The sequence below is a fragment of the Bifidobacterium sp. ESL0775 genome, assembly GCF_029395475.1.
In the GTDB taxonomy this organism is placed as follows: domain Bacteria; phylum Actinomycetota; class Actinomycetes; order Actinomycetales; family Bifidobacteriaceae; genus Bifidobacterium.
This window is the reverse complement of the sequence record NZ_CP113917.1, coordinates 1,967,992-1,988,820: the sequence shown is the minus strand read 5'-3', so window position 1 is coordinate 1,988,820 and position 20,829 is coordinate 1,967,992. Positions and strand designations below refer to the sequence as shown.

The following is a 20,829-nucleotide window of genomic DNA, read 5'->3' as shown; positions in this document are numbered from 1 at the left end:
ATTGGGCTCCAGCCGTTTGGTTGGGGCTCGATTGGTTCACTAGACACGCTAGACTGTGGAACATGAATCCTGAAGCGTTGAGTGAACTTATTTCTGATATTGCACACGAGTTGGTTTCGGCGGGGGATGCCGGCGAACTGACTGTTGAACTGATTCCGCCGATTGAAAAGATGGCGGTGATGCGGCCGAAGGACCGCGCACATGGCGACTGGTCGTCGAACGTAGCGATGCAACTGGCCAAGAAGGCCGGTATGAAGCCACGCGATCTGGCTGAGGCGTTTGCGGCGAAGTTGCGGGATGCCGATGGCATCGCCTCTGTCGAGGTGGCCGGTCCTGGATTCATCAATATCACGCTTGATTCCGCTTCTGCGGCTGCCGTGGTCTCGCAGATTCTCGATCAGGCTGTTGAGGTTGAGCCTGTCGATAAAGGTGTGGAGGTCTGGAAAGGCAAGGACAGCGCTACCGAAGCTGCTGGAACTGGGACTGAAGCGAAAACCGTTCATTCCACCAAGTTCGGCCTGAACGACCATTTGGGTGGCAAGACGCTCAACCTCGAATTCGTTTCGGCCAACCCGACCGGTCCGATCCACATCGGCGGCGTGCGCTGGGCGGCGACCGGCGACTCGATGGCCCGTGTGCTCGAAGCCAACGGCGCCAAGGTTGTGCGCGAGTATTACTTCAATGACCACGGCGAGCAGATCAACCGCTTCGCCAAGTCGCTCGTCGCGGCGGCCCACGGTGAGGAAACCCCGTCTGATGGTTACAAGGGAACGTATATCAACGAAATCGCCGACCGCGTCATCGCCGAGGCCAAGGCCGACGGTGTCGATGTTTTGAACCTGCCGCGCGTCGATGGTGGTCTCGATAAAGATGGCAAGCCTCTTGGCGAGGGGGATTCCGAGCAGCGCGAGGAGTTCCGCAAGCGCGCGGTGCCGATGATGTTCGCTGAAATCCAGCAGTCCATGAAGGATTTCCGTGTCAACTTCGACGTATGGTTCCACGAGAACAGCCTGTATAAAGACGGTGCCGTGAAGGAAGCCATCGCCAAGCTTCGCGAGCAGGGCGACATCTATGAGAAGGATGGGGCCACTTGGTTCGCCTCCACCAAGCACGGCGACGACAAGGACCGCGTCATCATCAAGTCCAACGGCGAGTATGCCTACTTTGCAGCCGATATCGCCTACTACTACAACAAGCGTCACCGTAATGGCAAGCCTTCCGCTCCTGCCGACATCGCCATTTACATGCTCGGCGCCGACCACCATGGCTACATCGGCCGCATGATGGCGATGTGCGCCGCCTTCGGCGACAAACCAGGCGAGAACATGCAGATCCTTATCGGCCAACTGGTCAATGTGATGAAGGACGGCAAGGCCGTGCGCATGTCCAAGCGCGCCGGCAACGTCGTCACCATCGATGATCTGGTCGAGGCCGTGGGCGTGGATGCAGCGCGTTACTCGCTCGCCCGTACCGACTACAACACCAGCGTCGACATCGACCTCGACGTGCTTGCCTCGCACACCAACGAGAACCCAGTGTATTACGTTCAGTACGCGCATGCCCGCAGCTGCAACGTCGACCGCAACGCCGAAGCCGCGAAGATCGATGCGAATGCCGCTGATCTGTCGCTGCTCGACACTCCTGCCGATGGCGAAGTGCTCGGCGCTTTGGCCCAGTGGCCGTCCGTCGTCTCGGACGCCGGTGACCTGCGCGCTCCGCACAAGATTGCGCATTATCTCGAGGCGCTCGCGGGCACCTACCACAAGTGGTACAACCTCGAACGCGTGGTGCCGATGGATCTGACCGATCTCGAAGCCCGCGAAAAAAACGCTGCCAAGCTTGAGGCTTTGCGCGTTGCCAAAAATCCGGAGCCGGCCCGCGCTGCAGCCCGTCTGCAGTTGAACGATGCCGTCCAGCGCGTTATCGCCTCTGGCTTGGCAATGCTTGGTGTCACCGCCCCCGACAAGATGTAAGAGAAGAATATATAACGAATCGGTCGCGTTTTCCATTGTGGAACGACGCGGCCGATTTTTGTATGTGTTGGGTAGGCTCAATACGAAGAGAGTGAAGCAAAGGAGAGAAAATGGCCAACGAAGGCTTCAAATTCACGGATGAAAAGCATTTCACGCAGGATCAGGTCGAGCGTCTCTTCCTTTCCGTCGGTTGGGTTTCCGGAAAGTACCCGGAACGTTTGTATAAGGCCTTGATGGGTTCTTCCACGGTCTTTTCCGCGTGGGACGGCAGTAGGCTCGTCGGACTGGTGCGCGTTCTGGATGACACCTCGATGATGGCATATATGCATTACGTACTGGTTGACCCCGAATACCAAGGCCGGGGCATCGCCGGCCATATGGTTGAGATGGTCAAGCAGCGCTATGCCGATTATTTCTATATCGAAGTCATGCCCGAGGAAAGCAAGAACGCGGCGTTTTATCAAAAGCATGGGTTCGAGATCATGCCGGATGGCGTCGCCATGCAGATTTGCAACGGGTGAATGTTTTCACTGTGCTTTCGCATTTGCCTTATATATCGCATTCCCTTTAGGGGATTTCTTGTGCGATTACTGCAAATAAGTCGTCAAGGTGAGATGATTCCTGCATTTTCACGCCGATTCGCTATCGTTATGTACAGCAAAAATATGTGACACACGAATAGAAGAGGCGGATATGGGCATCACTCCGATTTGGCCGGAAGCGACGGCGTTCAATAGCAACGGCGAACTGACATTCCATGGTCACAGTGCCGAGTCGTTGCTGGGCGAGTTCGGTTCGCCGCTTTATCTGATTGACACCGACGAAGTGCGCAACCGTGCGCAAAAGTTCGTGCGTTCCGCCGCCAAGGCCTTCAATACCAACACCACCCACGTCAGCTTCGCTGGCAAAGCCTTCCTTTCCAAGGAGATCGTCCGCATCGTCACACAGGCCGGCATGCACGTCGACACCTGTTCGATGGGGGAGATCAAGATCGCGCTCGCCGCTGGTGCTCCCGGACGCAGGCTGGTGCTGCACGGCAACAACAAGTCCGACGAGGAGATCGAGCTGGCCATCAAGGAAGGCTTCTCGAAGATCGTCGTCGATTCGCCCGACGAACCCGCCCGCATCGCCGCCATCGCCCATCGCCTGGGCAAACGCGCCCGCGTCATGTTGCGTGTCACCTCTGGCATCCACGCCGGTGGCCACGAATACATCTCCACCGCCCACGAGGACCAGAAATTCGGCGTCCCGCTGCTGCCAGCCGGCGTCGGTCCGGAAATGCTTGATATTCTCGGCAAACTCGGCAATGACCAAAACAAGCCGAACAATACAACTGCCAGTGGTTCTGCCTCGTCAGCCTCAGCGCCGGTGAATACTCCGTACAAGCCAAAGCTCGATTACTCCGTCAAATATCCCTACGATACCAGCCATGTCAAGGTCTCCGACGAGGAACGCGCGCTTGCCGAAGCCATGAACGCCGTGGCCGACGGACCAGCGCTCGCAGTGCTCAAAGACATCTACAAGCGCCAGGAAGACCTCGAGCTGGTCGGCATCCATTCCCATATCGGCTCGCAGATACACGACGCCAACGCGTTCATCGAAGCCGCGCGGCGCATGATGCTCCTGCGCAAGACCTTCTACGCCACCGATGCCTACACGATGCCCGAAGTCGATTTGGGCGGCGGCTATTCCGTGGCCTACACCGATGCCGAGGATTCCATGGACATCGACGTGGAGCTCGGTCGCTTGGCGTCGGCCGTCACCTCGATCAACAAGGCGCTCGGCATGCCTGCCCCGGTCATCTCCTTCGAGCCCGGCCGCTGGATCGTCGCCCCCGCAGGCGTCACCCTCTACCGCGTCGGCACCATCAAGCACGTCGCGTTGCCGAAGGGCACGAAAGACGAGGCCGGCAACCCGATTGACGAACGAACTTATGTCTCGGTCGACGGCGGCATGAGCGACAACATCCGTCCGGCGCTCTACGGCGCGGATTACACAGCGATGCTGGCCAATCGCGATTGCGGCGGCGAGAAAGACGAAAACGGCGATCTCAAGGACTCCATGCTCGCCCGCGTGGTCGGTATGCACTGCGAATCCGGCGACATCCTCGTGAAAGAATGCCGACTGCCGAGCGACCTCAAACGTGGCGACATCCTCGCCGTCCCCGTCACCGGTGCCTATGGTCGCACGATGGCCAGCAACTACAACCAGGCGTTGATTCCGGCGGTGGTCGCCGTGAGCGACAAGGACGCGCATCTGATGCTCCGTCGCCAGACCATCGATGACCTGCTCGCCCTCGATGTGAGCTGACGATATCCGGCTTTCGTTATCTGTCGGATTCATTTTCTAGGATTGGTACGTCTATATAAAGCGGTGCAGTAAAAGCGATGAGAGCGGGGAGTGACATGGGTCAGCTGGAAGGTTTGTCGCGGCAGCAGGCGGATGGTCGAAGCGATGATGTGGAGACGCCGCGCAAAGGCATCCACAACAGCACGACTCCGATCCGCGTGGGTCTGTTGGGTGTGGGCACCGTTGGCTCCCAGGTCGCCAGGATACTGACCGAGCAAAAAGACGATTTGCAGCAGCGTATCGGCCAGCCGCTGGAGATTTCTGGCATCGCCTGCCTCCACCCTGAAGAGGTCAACGCCCCGTGGATCGACAAATCGCTTCTGACCACCGACAGCAAATACGTCGCCACCCACAGCGACATCTTGGTCGAGCTCATCGGCGGCCTCGAGCCCGCTCGCAGCCTTGTCTTGAAGGCGCTCGACAGCGGCGCTTCCGTGGTCACTGCCAACAAGGCGCTGCTGGCGAAATATGGTCCGGAGATCTATCGCACCGCCGAGGAAGACGGCGTCGACATCTACTTCGAGGCGGCCGTGGGCGGCGCGATTCCGCTGATTCGTCCCTTGCGCGAGTCTCTGGTGGGCGACAAGGTCACCAGCGTCTTGGGTGTGCTCAACGGCACTACCAACTACATTCTTGATGAGATGACCACCAAAGGCCTCGATTTCAACATTGCGTTGAAGGATGCGCAGGCCAAGGGCTACGCCGAGGCGGACCCGACCGGCGACATCGAAGGTGAGGACGCGGCCAACAAGGCGGCCATCGTCGCCTCCCTCGCGTTCCATACCCCGGTGAGCATTGATGATGTCACCATGGAAGGTATTACAAGTATCACCGCCGACGACATCGCCCTGGCCAAGGCTGAGCACAAGGTCATCAAGCTGCTCGCCGTGGTGAGCAACGACGAGGACGGCGTCTCCGCGCGCGTCTATCCGGCGCTGATACCCGACGACCATCCGCTGGCCAGCGTCCACGGCAGCTTCAACGCCGCGTTCGTCCACGCCAATGAAGCCGACGACCTCATGTTCTACGGCCGCGGCGCCGGCGGCGCTCCCACGGCCTCCGCGGTTTTGGGCGACATCGTCACCGTCGCGCGCCATATCGTCCAGGGCGGCACGGGCCCGCAGATCTCGATGTACCGGAACCTGCCCAAGGCCCCATTGAGCGCGTCAAGCGCCGAATTCGCTGTGCGTTTCCGCGTCTGCGACCGACCCGGCATCCTCGCCGCGATCTCCAAGGTCTTCGCCGACCATGGCATTTCCATCAACGGCATCAACCAGGATTTGAGGCCTACGCCGCACGATCCGGGTTATTCGGGTGAGTTGCAGACCCTGCGTGTGGTGACGCACCAGTGCAACGAGAACACGCTGCGTGAGACGGTCGATGACGTCTGCAAGTTCGATTTCGTCATCGGCGATCCCTCGATCCTACGCGAGATGTAAGGTCCGGTTTCCTCAAGTCTGCGTTATGCTGTTGCTACCAAGACGTATCGGTATAGCACAGCCCTCAACGGTTGTGTGAATGGACGAGGAGATGGCTATGGCGTCAATGTTGCCGAAGGCAAAGCAGGTCAAGGTGCGGGTTCCGGCCACGAGCGCGAACCTCGGTTCCGGTTTCGACACCGTCGGCTTGGCGTTGGATTATCACGACGAGCTCACCTTCAAGCTCAATACAGACGTTACTGATGATGACTCAGATACCAGCGTCAAAGTAATCATTCACGGCGAGGGCGAGGACACGTTGCCCCGCGACGAGACGCATTTGGTGGTCTCCACATTCCGTCGCGCTTGCGAGGCGTTTGGCCTGCGCCGCTTCGGCTTCACTTTGGAAGCGCAAAACAACATTCCCCAGGCCCGCGGCATGGGTTCATCAGCCGAGGCCATCGTCGCCGGCATCGCGGCGGCTGCCGCCTTCGCCCAAGGCGACGCTGATCTCAATCGCGAGACGATTTTCCAAATGGCCGCCTCCATCGAGGGGCATCCCGACAATGTGGCTCCCGCGGTTTATGGAGGACTCACGGTCTCATGGAATTTCGAGACAGCCGAAGGCGTGGGATCCGTGGGAATCCCCGGCGGCGAGCCGTTGCGTGCTGGTTTCCATACGGTCAATTACCCGGTGGCCGAGGCCATGACCGCTGCCGTTTTCGTGCCCGATTTCGAACTGTCAACACAAAAGGCGCGCGAAGCCCTGCCACGCAAGTTGCCCTATAAGGATGCGGTGTTCAATGTCTCGCGTGTGGCGTTGCTCCCTGCTGCGATGAACCCGCAGATTCTGGCGGCCAAGTCGAGCGGCGAACGGGAAAAAGCTGGAGATGGATCTGGCGCAGGCGATGGCGATTCAGCCTCCCGTTCCAACGCCTTGCTGTTCGCCGCCACGCAGGACAGGTTGCACCAGCTCTACCGCAAAGGGCTGATGGCCCCATCCTGGAAGCTCATCGAGACGTTGCGTGCCAAGGGTTTCGCCGCCGCAGTTTCCGGAGCCGGCCCCTGCGTCTTGGTATTGCATTACGGCGATGCCTCCGCCCGAATCGATGAAACCGCCGCCACCCAACTCGAGGGCGGCCACTGGCGCGTCCTCCATCTCCCCGTCAGCTCCCAAGGCGTCCAGGTCGAGCTTGAAGGATGAAGTTTGAGGGTTTGAAAGTATTCAAGGCGCGAATGTTTTGACTTTAGAGAGCCAAAATGGCTCAAATATGACTATAATAAAGCAGTATTGTGTATAAATCTGCTATAAAGGAGTCAACATGGCACAAGCTGTACAAGATATCTCGCGTATTCAGATCAGGACAAGAAAGAGCCTTAAGGATCAGGCAACGGAGCTGTTTGACAAGCTGGGTCTCGACATGGGCACCGCGATTAATATGTTTCTGGCTCAGTCTGTGCGTGATGGTGGTTTGCCTTTCCGCGCGAGCCTCACTCCGCTGGAACGGGACATCGCCGAGGCTGAAGCCTCTCCGGTGTATTATGCGGGCGATGCCGAAGCCATGAAACGGATTATCGACAATGTATGAGTTCGAATACACCGGTAAATTCATCAAGGATGTGAAACGTCTTAAAAAGAAACACTATGATTTGCGAAAGCTGTATCGGGTTCTTGATGATTTAAGGGTGTATGACTTGTCTCAGTTGACGCGCCAATACCGGGACCACCAGCTCAAGGGAAATTATCGCGGTTACCATGAATTGCATATCGAAGGTGATTGGCTTCTGGTTTATCGACGTGAGAAAAAGCGGCTTGTGCTGACCCTGATGAGTACTTCAGGTCATGATGATACGTTCTGAATTATTTTATTTGGCGGTAGTGCCCTCGATTTCCCGCATTGATATGGTTTGCCCTGACATTTCGTGCGAAATTTGGGTAGGGTAGACGTGGATACGTTCTATGCCGGTTGTGCCGGCCAATGTTTGGAGTGTTATGTCGATTCCGCTGATTCTTGCCTCGCAATCGCCTTCGCGGCGCAATGTGCTCAATGCCGCTGGCATCAGCCCGACTATCCACGTCTCGCACGTCGATGAGCCAGCCGCCGTCGCCGCCGAGGCGAAAGCCCGTGGCATCGCGGTCGGTGATCTGAGCTGCGAGCAGCGCGTGATGATTCTCGCTCAGGCCAAGGCGCAGAGCGTCTATCGGGCGTATCGGCAGGTCGCCGAGGCCGCTCGCGACGCCAGCGGCGAGCAGGTGACCGCCTATCCGCTTGAGGCCGGAATGAATGATGATTCTGAGACCCAGGCCGCGTCCCAATCGAATACGAAGCCCGCGAATGGCGATGTGACGACGATAACCCGCGATTTTTCAGACGTCGCCGTTCCAGTCGAGGCCGAACTGATGAAAGAGGCTTTGGCCGAACATCCCGGGTTCACGAACGCCAAAGTCGGCCCGCTGATCATCGGTTGCGATTCCATGTTTCTTTTCGATGACGTCGCGTTGGGTAAGCCGCACACGCCGGAAATCGCGCGCGAACGTCTGAGCGCGATGCGTGGCAAGTCAGGGGAGTTGTGGACCGGCCATTGCCTCATCGATTTCGCCACCGGCCGCCAGGAGCTGGCCTCCAGCCATGCCACAGTGCGTTTCGGTGATTATTCCGATCGCGACATCGAGGCCTATATCGCGTCCGGCGAGCCGCTGGAAGTGGCGGGCTGCTTCACGCTGGAAGGCCTTGGCGGCGCCTTCATCGATGGCATCGACGGCGATCCGAGCGGTGTGCTCGGCCTGAGCCTGCCGCTGTTGCGCCGCATGGTTGGGAAAATGGGCGTGGCGTGGACGGATCTGTGGAACGTCGGCCTCGGTAAGGTGGCCGCGGTGAAACTGGAAGCTGATGCCAGATCGCTTTCGGCCGGACCTGCCAAAACCAAGACCGCTACCGCCAAGGCGCAGGCCGCGTCGGTGGTGCCGCCGAAAGACAACGTCCACCAGCCCGGCGACGGATGGGTCCAGTGCGCTTGCGGACGTCGCCATTGGGGCCTGAACGGTGCTGCCGGAGTGTTACTCGCCCGTCGCAGCGAGGAAACCGGAGCGGTCACCGACGTCGTCATGCAGCATCGCGCGATGTGGAGCGCGGAAGGCGGCACGTGGGGCATCCCCGGTGGTGCGCTCGCGGACGGCGAAAGCCCGATCGAGGGCGCGTTGCGCGAAAGCTACGAGGAGGCCAACATCACCCCGGAGGATATCGAGGTCGTCGGCACGCATCGCGAGGAGCATGGCCCGTGGGCCTACACCACGGTTTTCGCCTTCGAGAAGCCGGGCCGCGAGGTCAATCCGCATCCCAATGACGACGAAAGCATGGAGATCGCCTGGATTCCGATTGAAGAGGTGCCCAAGCGCAAGCTCTTGACCGCGATGAACGCCGATTGGCCCCATTTTGTCGAACGCCTCAACATCCTGGCCAACGATTACCGCGATAAATAAAGGTCCTGTGTTTAATATGTATTACATTAAGCAGCTATGAAGTATTCACGTTTTAGCTGTTTTTTTTGATGTCAAACAAGAATAAAATATAGAAAACCGCAATCATCAAAAGCGATTCCCACGGTTTTCAACTCAGAATCGCGGCGATGATGGCGATGACGATGGGGCTGGAAACCGTCGAGATCAGCACGCCGTCACGGGCGAAGGCCATGCCGACATTGTAGCGGGCCGCGTAATTGTAGACGTTCTGGCCGGCGGGCAGCGCCGCGAGCACGACGCAGGCGTAAAGCACCTTGCCGCGGAAGCCCATGATGAAGAACGCGATCAAAAAGGCGATGAATGGCATCACGACGTTCTTCAGAACGGTGACCGCGATGACCGCCGAGCGCGAGCTTTTGTTCTGCATCGGGCGTGTGCCGTGCAGCGACATGCCGAACGCCATCAGGATCATCGGCACCGCCGCCTGCCCGATCATGTTGACCGGGTCGTAGATGAATTTCGGAATCGGGTAGAAGCCGATCCATGCGCTGATGGCCGAGACCAGGATCCCGCCGAGCGAGCCGATGAGCAACGGCTGGTGCAAGGGCTGCATCAGCGCCTTCTTGACTGACATCTTGCCGGTGGTCGTGTAGTCCAAAACCGTCAGTGCGATGGGCGTGAAAATCGCCTGCTGCATCACCAGAATCGGCGCGACCAGCGCGGGGTTGCCCAGAATGTAGGTGGCGATTGGCAGGCCGATGTTGTTCGAATTCAGGTAAAGCGAGTTGAGCGCGCCCACCGTCGCGTCGGCCGGGCCCATGTGGAAGAACATCTTGTTCAGGATCAGGAAGATCACGCCCACGGCCAGCGCCGAGAAGAACGCGACGAAAATCGAAGGGTGGAAGATCTCCATGATCGGCTCTTTGGAAAGGATTGCGAACATCAAAAACGGGTTGGTGACGAAGAAGGCGTAACGGTTCAGGACCATCTGCGCCGTGGACCCGCCGATGTTGAAGCGCGCCGCGACGTATCCGGTTCCGATGATGATGGCGATGACCACGAATCCCTGCATCGCGCTCAGCAAGCCCATGAAATCTCTCCCTTTGAGTGGTCGAATAAACCACGCTTACCCTAATATAGTGCCTCATTATCCCTAATTTGTGAAGACCAATCTCACAACGTGTATCGTCCAAGCTAGGATGAAAGAATGAGTTTGACGATAAAGCAAGGTGGCACGCGCGAAGCAGCGTTAAGCGGTCTGTTCGAAACATTGATGAAGTCGTATTCCGTCTCCGACGATGAGACGGCGCTCACCGACGAGGTCGAGGCGTTCCTGCGCCAGCAGCCGCATCTGACGATTCATCGCATAGGCGACACGGTTGTCGCCTCGACCTCGCTCGGGCGCTCGCAGCGGGTCGTGCTTGCCGGCCACCTTGACACGGTTCCGGTCATCGACAATTTCCCACCGGTCTGGCTTGAACCGGGCGACAAGCGCATCCGCGAGGACGTGGCGAAAGCGAATCCCGGCGAACGTGTGATGTTCGGCCGTGGGGCGACGGATATGAAGGCCAGCGACGCTGTGATGCTTTATCTCGCGGCGACGATGACGGACCCGAAATACGACCTCACTTACGTTTTCTATGACCACGAGGAAGTGACAGCCGAAAAAAACGGCCTCGGTAAAGTGGCGAAGGCCCATCCTGATTGGATACAAGGAGATTTCGCCATCATCGGCGAGCCCACGGATTGCGGCATCGAAGGCGGTTGCAACGGCACCATGCGCTTCGATGTCGTCACCCACGGTGTCGCCGCCCATTCCGCACGCGCCTGGATGGGCGAGAACGCCATTCACAAGGCCGCCGAAGTCTTGGACCGGCTTGCCTCTTACGTTCCCAAGGACGTCGAAGTGGACGGCCTGACCTACCGCGAAGGAGTCAACGCCACTTTGATTTCCGGTGGCAAGGGCACCAACGTCATTCCTGACGAGTGTCGTGTGCATGTCAATTACCGTTTCGCGCCCGACAAGGATCTGCCCACCGCCAAGGCGTTGATGATGGGTGCCGACGCGGGGGCGGAAATGGGCAACGGTGAGCACAAGGCCACTGGTGGCATGTTCGAGGGCTTTGACATCGAGATGAAGGATGAATCGCCGTCCGCCCGCCCGGGCATGGACGCCCCGCTCGCGCGTTCCCTGGCCAAGTTGGTCGAGGAGAAGACGGGACTGGCTCCGCAGGCCAAGCTCGGCTGGACCGACGTCGCCCGATTCTCGTCCATCGGCGTTCCTGCCGTCAATCTGGGCGCGGGTTCGCCGCTTTTGGCCCACAAGGCCGACGAGCAGATCCCGGAAAGCCAGCTCACGCTTATGGCTGACGTCCTCGAGGACTGGCTGCGCTGACATTTGGTGTCGAATTTGCGGCCAATATGATAATTCTGTCCGCAATGGCGCGTGCAGGACGTATAATAAAAGTTGGTAATTCTGCAAGTTGCCGAATTCCGTTGGCGTTGATCCCCTCGCGTGTCAATCCGCAAGTGCCGGTGTCCGCCGTCGTGAACGTATGACTTTTAGAATGCCGGCTACGAGCGCAACCGTTGCGCGGCCGCGGTGAGAGCGCGGTGTGAGAGCCGTAGACGGCCGGATAAGCCGACATGGTTGCAGCATGTCGTCAAGGAGCATTGTGCCCAGAGCAACCCGAGGCGGGGTCGACCAAGTCGACGACGCCAAATTAAACGATACCAATTCATCTTCTTCTGCATCCGCATCCGCTTCTTCGGGCGATGCCGAGTCCACCACCCGTCGCCGTGTCGTCCGTCGCCGTGTAGTCCGTGGCGCGGGCGCGGCCGGTGCCGACGTGGCATTGAAGGTCGAGGAGCGCGAAAGTGCCAAAGCGGCGGAAATCGCCGGGAAAGCGTCCGATGAGGACGGTTCTTCCGACGAAACGCCGAAAATCGGAACTGGCAGGACGCGGAAATCCACGTCGGCTTCGCGCGGTTCCTCCACGACGAAAAGGACCCGCACGCGCAGCCGTGTTCGTGATGACGAAGAATCCGATGAAGATTCCCCTTCACGTCGTAGGAGCGCGAGAAGCGGCAAGGATGACGAGAACGCGGCATCGAACCGCGATCGTCGCACCACCCGTTCGCGTTCGCGCGGCGTGTCCAAAAGTTCCGCACCCTCACATGACGATGACGCGGAATCCAAGATCGAGGCTACCGAGGACCGTGTTCTCGATGCCGTCGAAGGACTTCCAAAAGGCCATGAAAGCCACCATACGCCGCGTCCGATGACCTCATTGCTGTTCCGCGAGCCGGTGCTTCCGGGAGATGAGGAGCAAGAAGAGACGGCAGATACCCGCCGTTCTGGCCGTTCGCGTGGCAAGGACGATGACGAGGATGACGAGCATCGTCCGCAGCGCGGTTCCCGTCGTTCCTCCCGCGGTTCCCATTCGCGTCGCGATGCCGAGCGGGCCGACGAGGATTCGGATGAGGCACGTGAGGAACGTGGCGGCAGGTCCGGTTCCAGACGCGGCCGGGCAAACGAACGCGACTATGAGGAGGACTCTCCACGTCATTCCTCTCGTCGCTCGCGCCGCGATGATGACGATGATATCTATGACGAAGAGGCTGCCGAACACGCCGAGCGCCGCACCCATCGCCGCCGCAGACTCAACGCCGAGGAACGCCATGCCGCCGATGAGGTCGAACAGATCGAGGAAGACCTTGAGGACGACGACATCACCTACCGTCCCATCGACGATGTCGAGGCCGAACAGTCCGCTTCACGGTCGCGTCGAGGCCGCGGAAGTGAACGTTCAAACGATCGTGGCTCGCGTCGCACCCGCGGTGGACGCGGGTCCAGCCGTGGCGAACGCGAGGATGACGAGGCCGAGGAAGACGAGAACGAAAGCCGTGGCAACCGTGGGCGTGGATCGCACAATGAGCGTGACGAGGATTCGTCAGGCCGTGGTGAAACCCGTCGCCGTCGCAGGCGCGAATCCGATGAAGACAGTGACGACCAGCCGCTGACCCGTCGTCGCCGCCGTCATCGTGGTTCCAAGGGCGAGGAAAGCGAGAGCGGGCGTGATTCGTCGTCTCGTTCAACTTCCCGTCGTTCGCGCAAACAGCAATATATCGACGAAATCACCGATATCGAAGGTTCCACGCGTCTCGAGGCCAAGAAACAGCGCCGCCGCGACAACCGCCGTGAACGCAGCCGCCAGAACCAGCTGATCGAGCAGGACTTCCTCGCCCGTCGCGAGAACGTCGACCGCCTGATGGTCGTGCGCGAAAAGGGTCAGCATACTCAGATTTCCGTCATCGAAGATAACGTGCTCGTCGAGCACTACGTTTCCGATATCCAAGAGGTCGCCACCGTCGGCAACATCTATCTGGGCCGCGTGCAGAACGTGCTGCCCAGCATGGAGGCCGCGTTTGTCGACATCGGCCAGCCGCGCAACGGCGTGCTTTACGCCGGCGAGGTCAACTGGGACGCCACGCGCCTCGAAGGCCAGCCGCGACGCATCGAACTCGCCTTCAAGTCTGGCGATCCGGTGCTCGTGCAGGTCACCAAGGATCCGATCGGCCACAAGGGCGCACGCCTGACCTCGCAGGTCACGCTCGCGGGTCGCTTCCTCGTGCTCGTTCCCTCAGGCGGCATGACCGGCGTGAGCCGCAAGCTACCGGAACGCGAACGCGGCAGGCTCAAGTCCATCGTCGCCAAGATCGCCCCGAAGGACATGGGCGTCATCATCCGTACGGCAGCTGACGGTGCCAGCGAGGACGCGTTGAAGAAGGACCTCGAAAACCTCAAGCGCCAGTGGAGCAAGATCGAGGACAAGCGCAAGCTCTATCACAACGGCAAGCGTGCGAAGCTTCTGCAGGGCGAGCCCGACGTCGCCATCCGCGTGGTGCGCGACATCTTCAACGACGACTTCTCCAAGCTCATCGTCGAAGGCGACAAGGTCTACGAGCGCATCGAGGAATACCTCGACACCATGGCCCCCGATTTGAAGGACCGCCTTGAAAAGTGGGATCCTGAGGAGCATCAGGGCAAGGATGTCTTCGACAAGTGGCAGATCGACTCCCAGCTGCGCAAGGGCATGGAACGTCAGGTCTACCTCCCCAGCGGCGGTTCGATCGTCATCGACCGCACCGAGGCCATGACCACCATCGACGTCAACACCGGCCGGTTCATCGGCAAAGGCAAGTCGCTCGAGGAGACGGTCACCCGTTGCAACCTTGAGGCGTCGGAAGAGATCGCGCGTCAGCTGCGCCTGCGCGACATCGGCGGCATGATCATGATTGATTACGTCGACATGGTGATGCCCGCCAACCGCGACCTCGTCTTGCGGCGTTTGGTCGAGTGCCTCGCGCGCGACCGTACCAAGCATCAGGTGGCCGAGGTCACCTCGCTGGGCCTCGTGCAGATGACCCGCAAGCGTATCGGCCAGGGTTTGGTGGAGGCGTTCTCCGAGGAATGCCCGACTTGCAAGGGCCGCGGTTTCATCCTCCATGACGAACCCACGATTTCTGCCGATTACGCCGATCCGTACGCCATGAAGGGCGGCGACCCGTTCGTCCACACCAACAAGCATGGACACGGCAGCGCCCCCGAAGTGCAGGCCCCGAAGGGCTCCAGCCCGGCGGTCAAGGCCAAGCTGGCGCAGATCGCCGCGGCTGCGGTGGCGGCCAACGATGAGGAAAAGGAAGAGGAGTCCGATTCGGATTCGTCCTCTGAGTCCTCGGTTGACAAGGACTGAAAGAATCAACCGCGTTCCTGATTCCGCTTTGCCTGTTCTTTTGTGAAATCGGGAACACAACACCCCGCGTCGTCCGCAACGTACCGACATGCCGTTAATATTGGTTGACGTTAGTACGTGGGTCGGTGTACTCTAAAAGACTGGTGTCTGGCCGTGGAAGTCGAAGACGTGCTGGGCAGTTTAGCTTTCGAAATAGCAAGGAACGAGATATGTACGCGATTGTGAAGGCCGGTGGCCATCAGGAAAAGGTCGAGGTCGGTGACGTCATCCTGGTCAACCGTCTCAATGCGAAGAAGGGCGATACCGTGGAGTTCCCGGTCGCGCTCGTGGTCGACGGCGCCAAGGTGACGCTCGCCGCCAAGGATCTTGCCAAGGTTTCCGTCAAGGCTGAAGTCGTTGACGATGAGGCCAAGGGTCCGAAGATCAACATTCAGAAGTTCAAGAACAAGACTGGTGTCGCCCGTCGCAAGGGTCATCGTCAGCCGCTTTCCGTCATCAAGATCACGGCGATCGCCTGATTTTAGGAAACGGAAAGTTTTAAAGACTGAAAGGAACAGACAATGGCACATAAGAAGGGCGCATCCGCTTCCCGCAACGGTCGCGATTCAAGCGCGCAATACCTCGGCGTGAAGAAGTTCGGTGGCGAGCCTGTCGTCGCCGGCAACATCATCGTTCGTCAGCGTGGCACCAAGTTCCACGCCGGCCAGAACGTCGGCACCGGCAAGGATCACACCTTGTTCGCGCTGTCCGACGGCAACGTGAAGTTCGGTGTTCGCCGCGATCGCAAGGTCGTCGACGTAGTCTCCGAGTGAGATAGTCGAGCTTAACTAGCTTTTATCAAAGAGGTCGTACCCGCACGGGTGCGACCTCTTTGCATGTCTTAATAATCCATATAGCCACGCCGACTTCTGCCCAAAACGATAATCCTGCGGCTCGTGGTGGGGATATGGGAAGATGAATACCCACCGGTAAGGTAAGGAAATATGACAGACTTTGTAGATAGAGTGACCGTCCACGTCAGGGGCGGGGATGGCGGCAATGGGTCCGCGGGCGTCAAGCGCGAGAAATACAAGCCGCTGGCCGGCCCGAATGGCGGCAACGGCGGGGATGGCGGTTCCGTCATCTTCGTGGCCGACGCAAACGCCAACAACCTTTTGGATTATCGTTTTGTCCCGCATCGCAAGGCCGAAAGCGGCACGATGGGTCTGGGCGATACCAAGGACGGCTCGAAAGGCGCCGATGTGGTGCTGCCCGTCCCGCCGGGAACCGTGATTTTCGAGGCCAAAGGCGCGCAAGGCAAGGCCAAGCACCCCGGCCGTGAGCTGGCCGATTTGCGCCACGTCGGTGACAGGTTCTTCGCCGCTGCAGGCGGCATGGGCGGTTTGGGCAACGCCGCGCTGGCCAATAAGACGCGTCGTGCTCCCGGATTCGCGTTGCTAGGTGAGCCAGGTGAGGAACGTGATGTAATACTTGAACTCAAGTCGATCGCGGACGTTGCTTTGGTGGGCTTCCCGTCGGCAGGCAAGTCCAGCCTGATCGCCGCGATGAGCTCGGCCAAGCCGAAAATCGCCGATTACCCGTTCACCACGCTGGTGCCGAACCTCGGCGTGGTCAGTCTTGAGGAATACCGCTATACCATTGCCGATGTGCCGGGGCTTATTCCAGGAGCCTCCGAAGGTAAGGGGCTCGGCCTTGAGTTCCTGCGCCATATCGAACGCACCGAAATCATCGCGCACGTCATCGATTGCGCCACACTCGAGCCGGACCGCGACCCGATTTCCGACTACCACGCGCTGGAAGAGGAACTGGCGAAATACGCAGCCCAGCTCAAGCTGCCGCTCGGCGTCATTCCGATCCCTGAACGCCCGCGCGTCATCATCCTCAACAAGGCCGATGTACCCGAGGCCAAGGAATTGGCGGAGTTCGTGCGCCCCGAGTTCGAGAAGATGGGGCTCAAGACGTTCATCGTCTCCACCGCCTCGCATGAGGGCTTGAAGGAGCTTGGCTTCGCTCTGGGCAAGATGGTCACCGAACTACGCGTGAAGCTGGCCAAAGAGGAAGCCGAACGTGACGAGGAACGCGTGGTCATCAAGCCGTTGGAGCAGACGGCGCGTCGCCGCCGTCGTTCCGATGACGAACGTGGCACCTCGCTTGATTTCAAGGTTGAGCGTGAAAGCAACCGCAGGGGAACGGTGTGGTTCACCGTCACCGGCGCGAAGCCGGAACGCTGGGTGCGCCAGACCAATTTCGACAACGACGAGGCCGTAGGCTATCTCGCCGATCGTTTGGCCGGTTTGGGCGTGGAGGACGAATTGCGTCGCCATGGAGCCAAACCCGGCGATGAGGTTCGTATCGGCAAGGGCGAGAACGCGGTCGCCTTTGATTGGGACCCGACCATCGCCGCCGGCGCGGAAATGCTTGACGGCGCCCAGCTGGGTGCCCGAGGCAAGGATCTGCGTTTGGATGACGGTGCCGACGGCAACCGAGTCCGACGCCGCACCAACGCCGAGCGTCGTCGCCAGTACCACGAGATGATGGATGCCAAAACCGCCGTGCGCGAGGCGATGCGCCAGGAACGTTCCGCCGGCCACTGGGCCGATCCAAGCGTTGACGACGACCGCCACGACGAGCACGCGATTCTTGGCGGCCATGAGTTTGATGATGACAACAGCGAGCCGGAAACCGGCGAAAAATAAGGTTCGCACGGCGATCCTTCGAGCAGTAGAAGAATAATCACGAGGCGTGGCAGGGAAAATGTCGGAAACTCAAACGCAGACGGAAGAAAAGGTACGTGCTGCCGTGGCGAACGCTCGGACCATCGTGGTCAAAGTCGGCTCCAGCTCATTGACCAAGCCTTCCGGCCATTTGGATACGGACAAGGTCGGCGCGCTGGTTGAGGTTTTGGCACAGCACACCAAAAACGGGACTCGCTTGGTGTTGGTCTCGTCCGGCGCCATCGCCGCGGGCTTCGGCCCGTTGGGATTCGACGCGAGGCCAGACGACGTCTCGACACAGCAGGCTGCGGCTTCGGTGGGCCAAGGTGTGCTGATGCAGCATTATGAGACCGGTTTCGCGCGTTACGGCGTGCGTGTCGGCCAGATTCTTCTGACAGCCGACGACACGATGCGTTCTTCGCGCTATCGCAACGCCCAACGCACGCTGCGGCGTCTGCTCGACCTCAACGTGGTGCCCATCGTCAACGAAAACGACGCGCTGGCGACCAACGAGATCCGTTTCGGCGACAACGACCATCTTTCCACGTTGGTCGCCAATCTGGTGCGTGCCGACGCGTTGGTTTTGCTCACCGACGTCGATGGCCTCTATACCGCTCCGCCTTCCACGCCTGACGCCAAGCGAATTGGTTTCGTGCCGGACGTCGACGAGATTCTGGATAAGGTTTCGGTTGGCGGCAGTTCGTCGGGTGTCGGCAGTGGCGGAATGGTCACCAAGCTTGAGGCTGCGCGTATAGCGGTCAATTCCGGCATTCCCGTCGTGCTTACCAGCGCCAATAATATTGCAGACGCTCTGAAAGGAAAACCCACAGGAACGGCTTTCGCGCCGACAGCCCACCGCGATTCCTCACGTCGTCTGTGGATCGGTTTCGCGGCGAATCCGCGTGGTTCGTTGGTTGGAGACAAAGGCGCCATCAAAGCGGTGCTCGGAGGCAAGGCCAGTCTGTTGTCAGCCGGCGTATTGGAGGTACATGGCGATTTCTCCGCCGGCGATCCGGTTTGGATTGATGACGAAGGTGGCAAGCATATCGCCAAAGGCCTGTCGAGCTTCGATTCCGACGAGATTCCGCACACCCTCGGCCGCGACACCTCCCAGCTCAAGCGCCTGCTTGGCGAGGAATATGCCCATCCGCTGGTCCATCGCGACAATCTGGTCCTGCTGTAGCCGCTTCATCGGGTATTTTCTTAAAGGAATAGTTGACAGTCCATCCACAAAACTCGATGTAATACAAAATCGAGAATGGTTGACTATCTTTGGTTGTTAATCACAGAATGTGGGAATAGACGCGATTGGCGTTTTTTATATAACGCTTGTGGCAATAATTATGCGAAATGTGCTCTAATTCCGTTATACGCACATCCGCCTAGCCAATTCGCCACTGCGGTCTAGTCTTAAGTTGGAAATTATCAACGAGTTTGCGGGAGATAAAAATGGCAGAGTGGCAGACGTTGAGTGACCGTATCAATTGTGTGGCGCCGAGTGCCACGTTGGCCGTGGATTCCAAGGCGAAGGCGATGAAAGCAAGCGGCGTCGACGTCATCGGTTTCGGCGCTGGCGAGCCTAATTTCCCTACTCCCGATTACATCGTCGACGCGGCCGCCGCGGCGTGTCGCGACCCGAAGAATCATCGTTACACCCCGACACCGGGTCTGCCGCCGCTGCGTAAGGCTGTTGCCGCGAAGACCCTGCGTGACTCCGGCTACGAGGTCTCACCCGACCAGGTCGTGGTGACCAACGGCGGCAAGCAGGCTGTTTATGAGGCGCTGCAGATACTCATCAATCCCGGCGACGAGGTCATCATTCCCGCTCCCTATTGGACGACGTATCCCGAGGCCGTGAAGCTGGCCGGTGGCAAGCCCGTCACAGTTTTCAGCGGTGCCGAAAACGGTTTCGAGCCAACAGTCGAGGCGCTTGAGGCAGCACGCACGCCACGTACCAAAGCCATGTTCGTCAACACTCCCTCGAACCCGACCGGTGCGGTCTGGAGCGAGAAGACGGTGCGTGCCGTGGGCGAGTGGGCCGTGGAACACCACGTTTGGGTCTTAAGCGACGAGATCTACGAGCACCTGACCTATGACGGCGAAAAAACCGCATATATCGGTGCCGTCGTACCGGAAGTGCGCGACCAGCTTATCGTCATGAACGGTGTGGCCAAGACCTACGCCATGACCGGCTGGCGTGTCGGCTGGCTGATCGCCCCCGTTCCAGCGGCGAAGGCTGCGGCAAAGCTGCAAGGCCACATGACTTCGAACGTCGCCGATGTCTGCCAGCAGGCCGCGCTTACGGCGGTTTCCGGCTCGCTTGACGCGGTCGCCACGATGCGCAAGGCCTTCGACAAGCGCCGCAAGGCCATCGTCGCCGGTCTCAACGCCGTCGATGGCGTCACCTGTCGCACGCCCAAAGGCGCGTTCTATGCGCTTCCCGATGTCACAGCGCTGTTGAACCGTCCGCTCGGCAAGAACGGAACGGTTGCCAAGACCTCCTCCGAACTGGCCACATTGCTCCTTGAGGAAGCCCATGTCGCGGCCGTCCCCGGAGAAGGGTTCGGCGCCCCCGGCTTCCTGCGTTTCTCGTATGCGCTCGCAGACGAAGATCTGGCCGAAGGCATGCGCCGCTTCAAAGAGTGGGTCGGCTGAAATCCACTGGTTCACGCGACTGGCTGAATCCGAACGTTCTTTTTATGCCCGATACCGCATCTTCCGCGCGACATACGGAGTGGACGAAAACCGGATTTGCGGTTAGACTATTTCCTCGGCGGTTTATGTCGCATGGTCTCGTGCTTCGAGTATCGTGGACAGAGTTCACCTAGGGAAGTGGCGCAATTGGTAGCGCAACGGTCTCCAAAACCGTAGGTTGTGGGTTCGAGTCCCGCCTTCCCTGCCAAGTAATCACAAGCCAAACGAAGGACGGATATGGCGAAGGCACAGGAAGCTGAAAAGAGCGTCAAGCCGAACATTTTCATGCGCATCGGCTTGTTCATCAAGCAGGTTATCGATGAGCTGCGCAAGGTCGTCACGCCGAGCGCCAAGGAGCTGGCCGGCTGGTCGATCGCCGTGTTCATTTTCGTGGTGTTGTTGATGGTCCTCGTCACGGCGATGGACTTTGGTCTCGGCAGACTGACCCTCTGGATCTTCGGCTGA

17 protein-coding genes and 1 tRNA gene are annotated in these 20,829 nt (G+C 59.4%); 17 read left to right on the top strand and 1 reads right to left on the bottom strand.

Going from position 1 to position 20,829, the window contains the following annotated elements; all coding sequences use genetic code 11:
• The first annotated feature begins 62 nt into the window (after window positions 1-62).
• The 8 genes from argS (at window position 63) to OZX73_RS07705 (ending at window position 9,221) form a co-directional block, all read left to right on the top strand.
• Window positions 63-1,973 (top strand): arginine--tRNA ligase, encoded by a 1,911-nt coding sequence (gene argS / locus OZX73_RS07740; RefSeq protein ID WP_277149100.1) that lies wholly within the window; start codon window positions 63-65, stop codon window positions 1,971-1,973.
• Between the two features lie 110 nt (window positions 1,974-2,083).
• Window positions 2,084-2,494, top strand: coding sequence for a GNAT family N-acetyltransferase (locus OZX73_RS07735; RefSeq protein WP_277149097.1), 411 nt, complete (start codon window positions 2,084-2,086; stop codon window positions 2,492-2,494).
• Between the two features lie 172 nt (window positions 2,495-2,666).
• Entirely contained in the window at window positions 2,667-4,283 is a 1,617-nt protein-coding gene (locus OZX73_RS07730; protein ID WP_277149095.1) for a diaminopimelate decarboxylase, read from the top strand.
• Window positions 4,284-4,378: 95 nt separating this feature from the next.
• Entirely contained in the window at window positions 4,379-5,761 is a 1,383-nt protein-coding gene (locus OZX73_RS07725; protein ID WP_277149093.1) for a homoserine dehydrogenase, read from the top strand.
• Window positions 5,762-5,867: 106 nt separating this feature from the next.
• Entirely contained in the window at window positions 5,868-6,944 is a 1,077-nt protein-coding gene (gene thrB / locus OZX73_RS07720) for a homoserine kinase (protein ID WP_277150969.1), read from the top strand.
• Window positions 6,945-7,062: 118 nt separating this feature from the next.
• Entirely contained in the window at window positions 7,063-7,329 is a 267-nt protein-coding gene (locus OZX73_RS07715) for a type II toxin-antitoxin system RelB/DinJ family antitoxin (RefSeq protein ID WP_277149091.1), read from the top strand.
• Window positions 7,322-7,600 carry a type II toxin-antitoxin system YafQ family toxin gene (locus OZX73_RS07710; RefSeq protein WP_277149089.1) on the top strand — a complete coding sequence of 93 codons (279 nt, stop codon included), beginning with the start codon at window positions 7,322-7,324 and terminating at the stop codon, window positions 7,598-7,600. Before OZX73_RS07715 ends, OZX73_RS07710 begins: the two co-directional genes overlap by 8 nt.
• 133 nt (window positions 7,601-7,733) lie before the next feature.
• Window positions 7,734-9,221, top strand: coding sequence for a Maf family protein (locus OZX73_RS07705; protein ID WP_277149087.1), 1,488 nt, complete (start codon window positions 7,734-7,736; stop codon window positions 9,219-9,221).
• A 127-nt stretch (window positions 9,222-9,348) separates the two neighbouring features.
• Here OZX73_RS07705 and OZX73_RS07700 read toward each other — a convergent pair whose 3' ends face one another.
• On the bottom strand, window positions 9,349-10,290 hold the full coding sequence (locus OZX73_RS07700) for an AEC family transporter (protein ID WP_277149085.1): 942 nt from the start codon (window positions 10,288-10,290) through the stop codon (window positions 9,349-9,351).
• Between the two features lie 117 nt (window positions 10,291-10,407).
• On the opposite strand from OZX73_RS07700, the gene dapE reads away from it, so the two are divergent.
• The 9 genes from dapE to secE all read left to right on the top strand — a co-directional run bounded on the left by dapE (window position 10,408) and on the right by secE (window position 20,829).
• A complete protein-coding gene (dapE, locus tag OZX73_RS07695) occupies window positions 10,408-11,595 on the top strand; it encodes a succinyl-diaminopimelate desuccinylase (protein ID WP_277149083.1) in 1,188 nt (395 codons plus the stop codon).
• A gap of 262 nt (window positions 11,596-11,857) precedes the next feature.
• Entirely contained in the window at window positions 11,858-14,956 is a 3,099-nt protein-coding gene (locus OZX73_RS07690; protein ID WP_277149082.1) for an Rne/Rng family ribonuclease, read from the top strand.
• A gap of 209 nt (window positions 14,957-15,165) precedes the next feature.
• Window positions 15,166-15,474: a 50S ribosomal protein L21 gene (rplU, locus tag OZX73_RS07685; protein ID WP_277143582.1), complete on the top strand. Its 309-nt coding sequence runs from the start codon at window positions 15,166-15,168 to the stop codon at window positions 15,472-15,474.
• A 42-nt stretch (window positions 15,475-15,516) separates the two neighbouring features.
• Window positions 15,517-15,768, top strand: coding sequence for a 50S ribosomal protein L27 (gene rpmA / locus OZX73_RS07680; protein WP_277149079.1), 252 nt, complete (start codon window positions 15,517-15,519; stop codon window positions 15,766-15,768).
• A 171-nt stretch (window positions 15,769-15,939) separates the two neighbouring features.
• A complete protein-coding gene (obgE, locus tag OZX73_RS07675) occupies window positions 15,940-17,652 on the top strand; it encodes a GTPase ObgE (RefSeq protein WP_277149077.1) in 1,713 nt (570 codons plus the stop codon).
• A gap of 58 nt (window positions 17,653-17,710) precedes the next feature.
• Window positions 17,711-18,853: a glutamate 5-kinase gene (gene proB / locus OZX73_RS07670; RefSeq protein ID WP_277149075.1), complete on the top strand. Its 1,143-nt coding sequence runs from the start codon at window positions 17,711-17,713 to the stop codon at window positions 18,851-18,853.
• A 266-nt stretch (window positions 18,854-19,119) separates the two neighbouring features.
• Entirely contained in the window at window positions 19,120-20,325 is a 1,206-nt protein-coding gene (locus OZX73_RS07665) for a pyridoxal phosphate-dependent aminotransferase (protein WP_277149073.1), read from the top strand.
• A 171-nt stretch (window positions 20,326-20,496) separates the two neighbouring features.
• Window positions 20,497-20,572 (top strand) — tRNA-Trp (locus tag OZX73_RS07660).
• Between the two features lie 29 nt (window positions 20,573-20,601).
• A complete protein-coding gene (gene secE / locus OZX73_RS07655; RefSeq protein WP_277149071.1) occupies window positions 20,602-20,829 on the top strand; it encodes a preprotein translocase subunit SecE in 228 nt (75 codons plus the stop codon).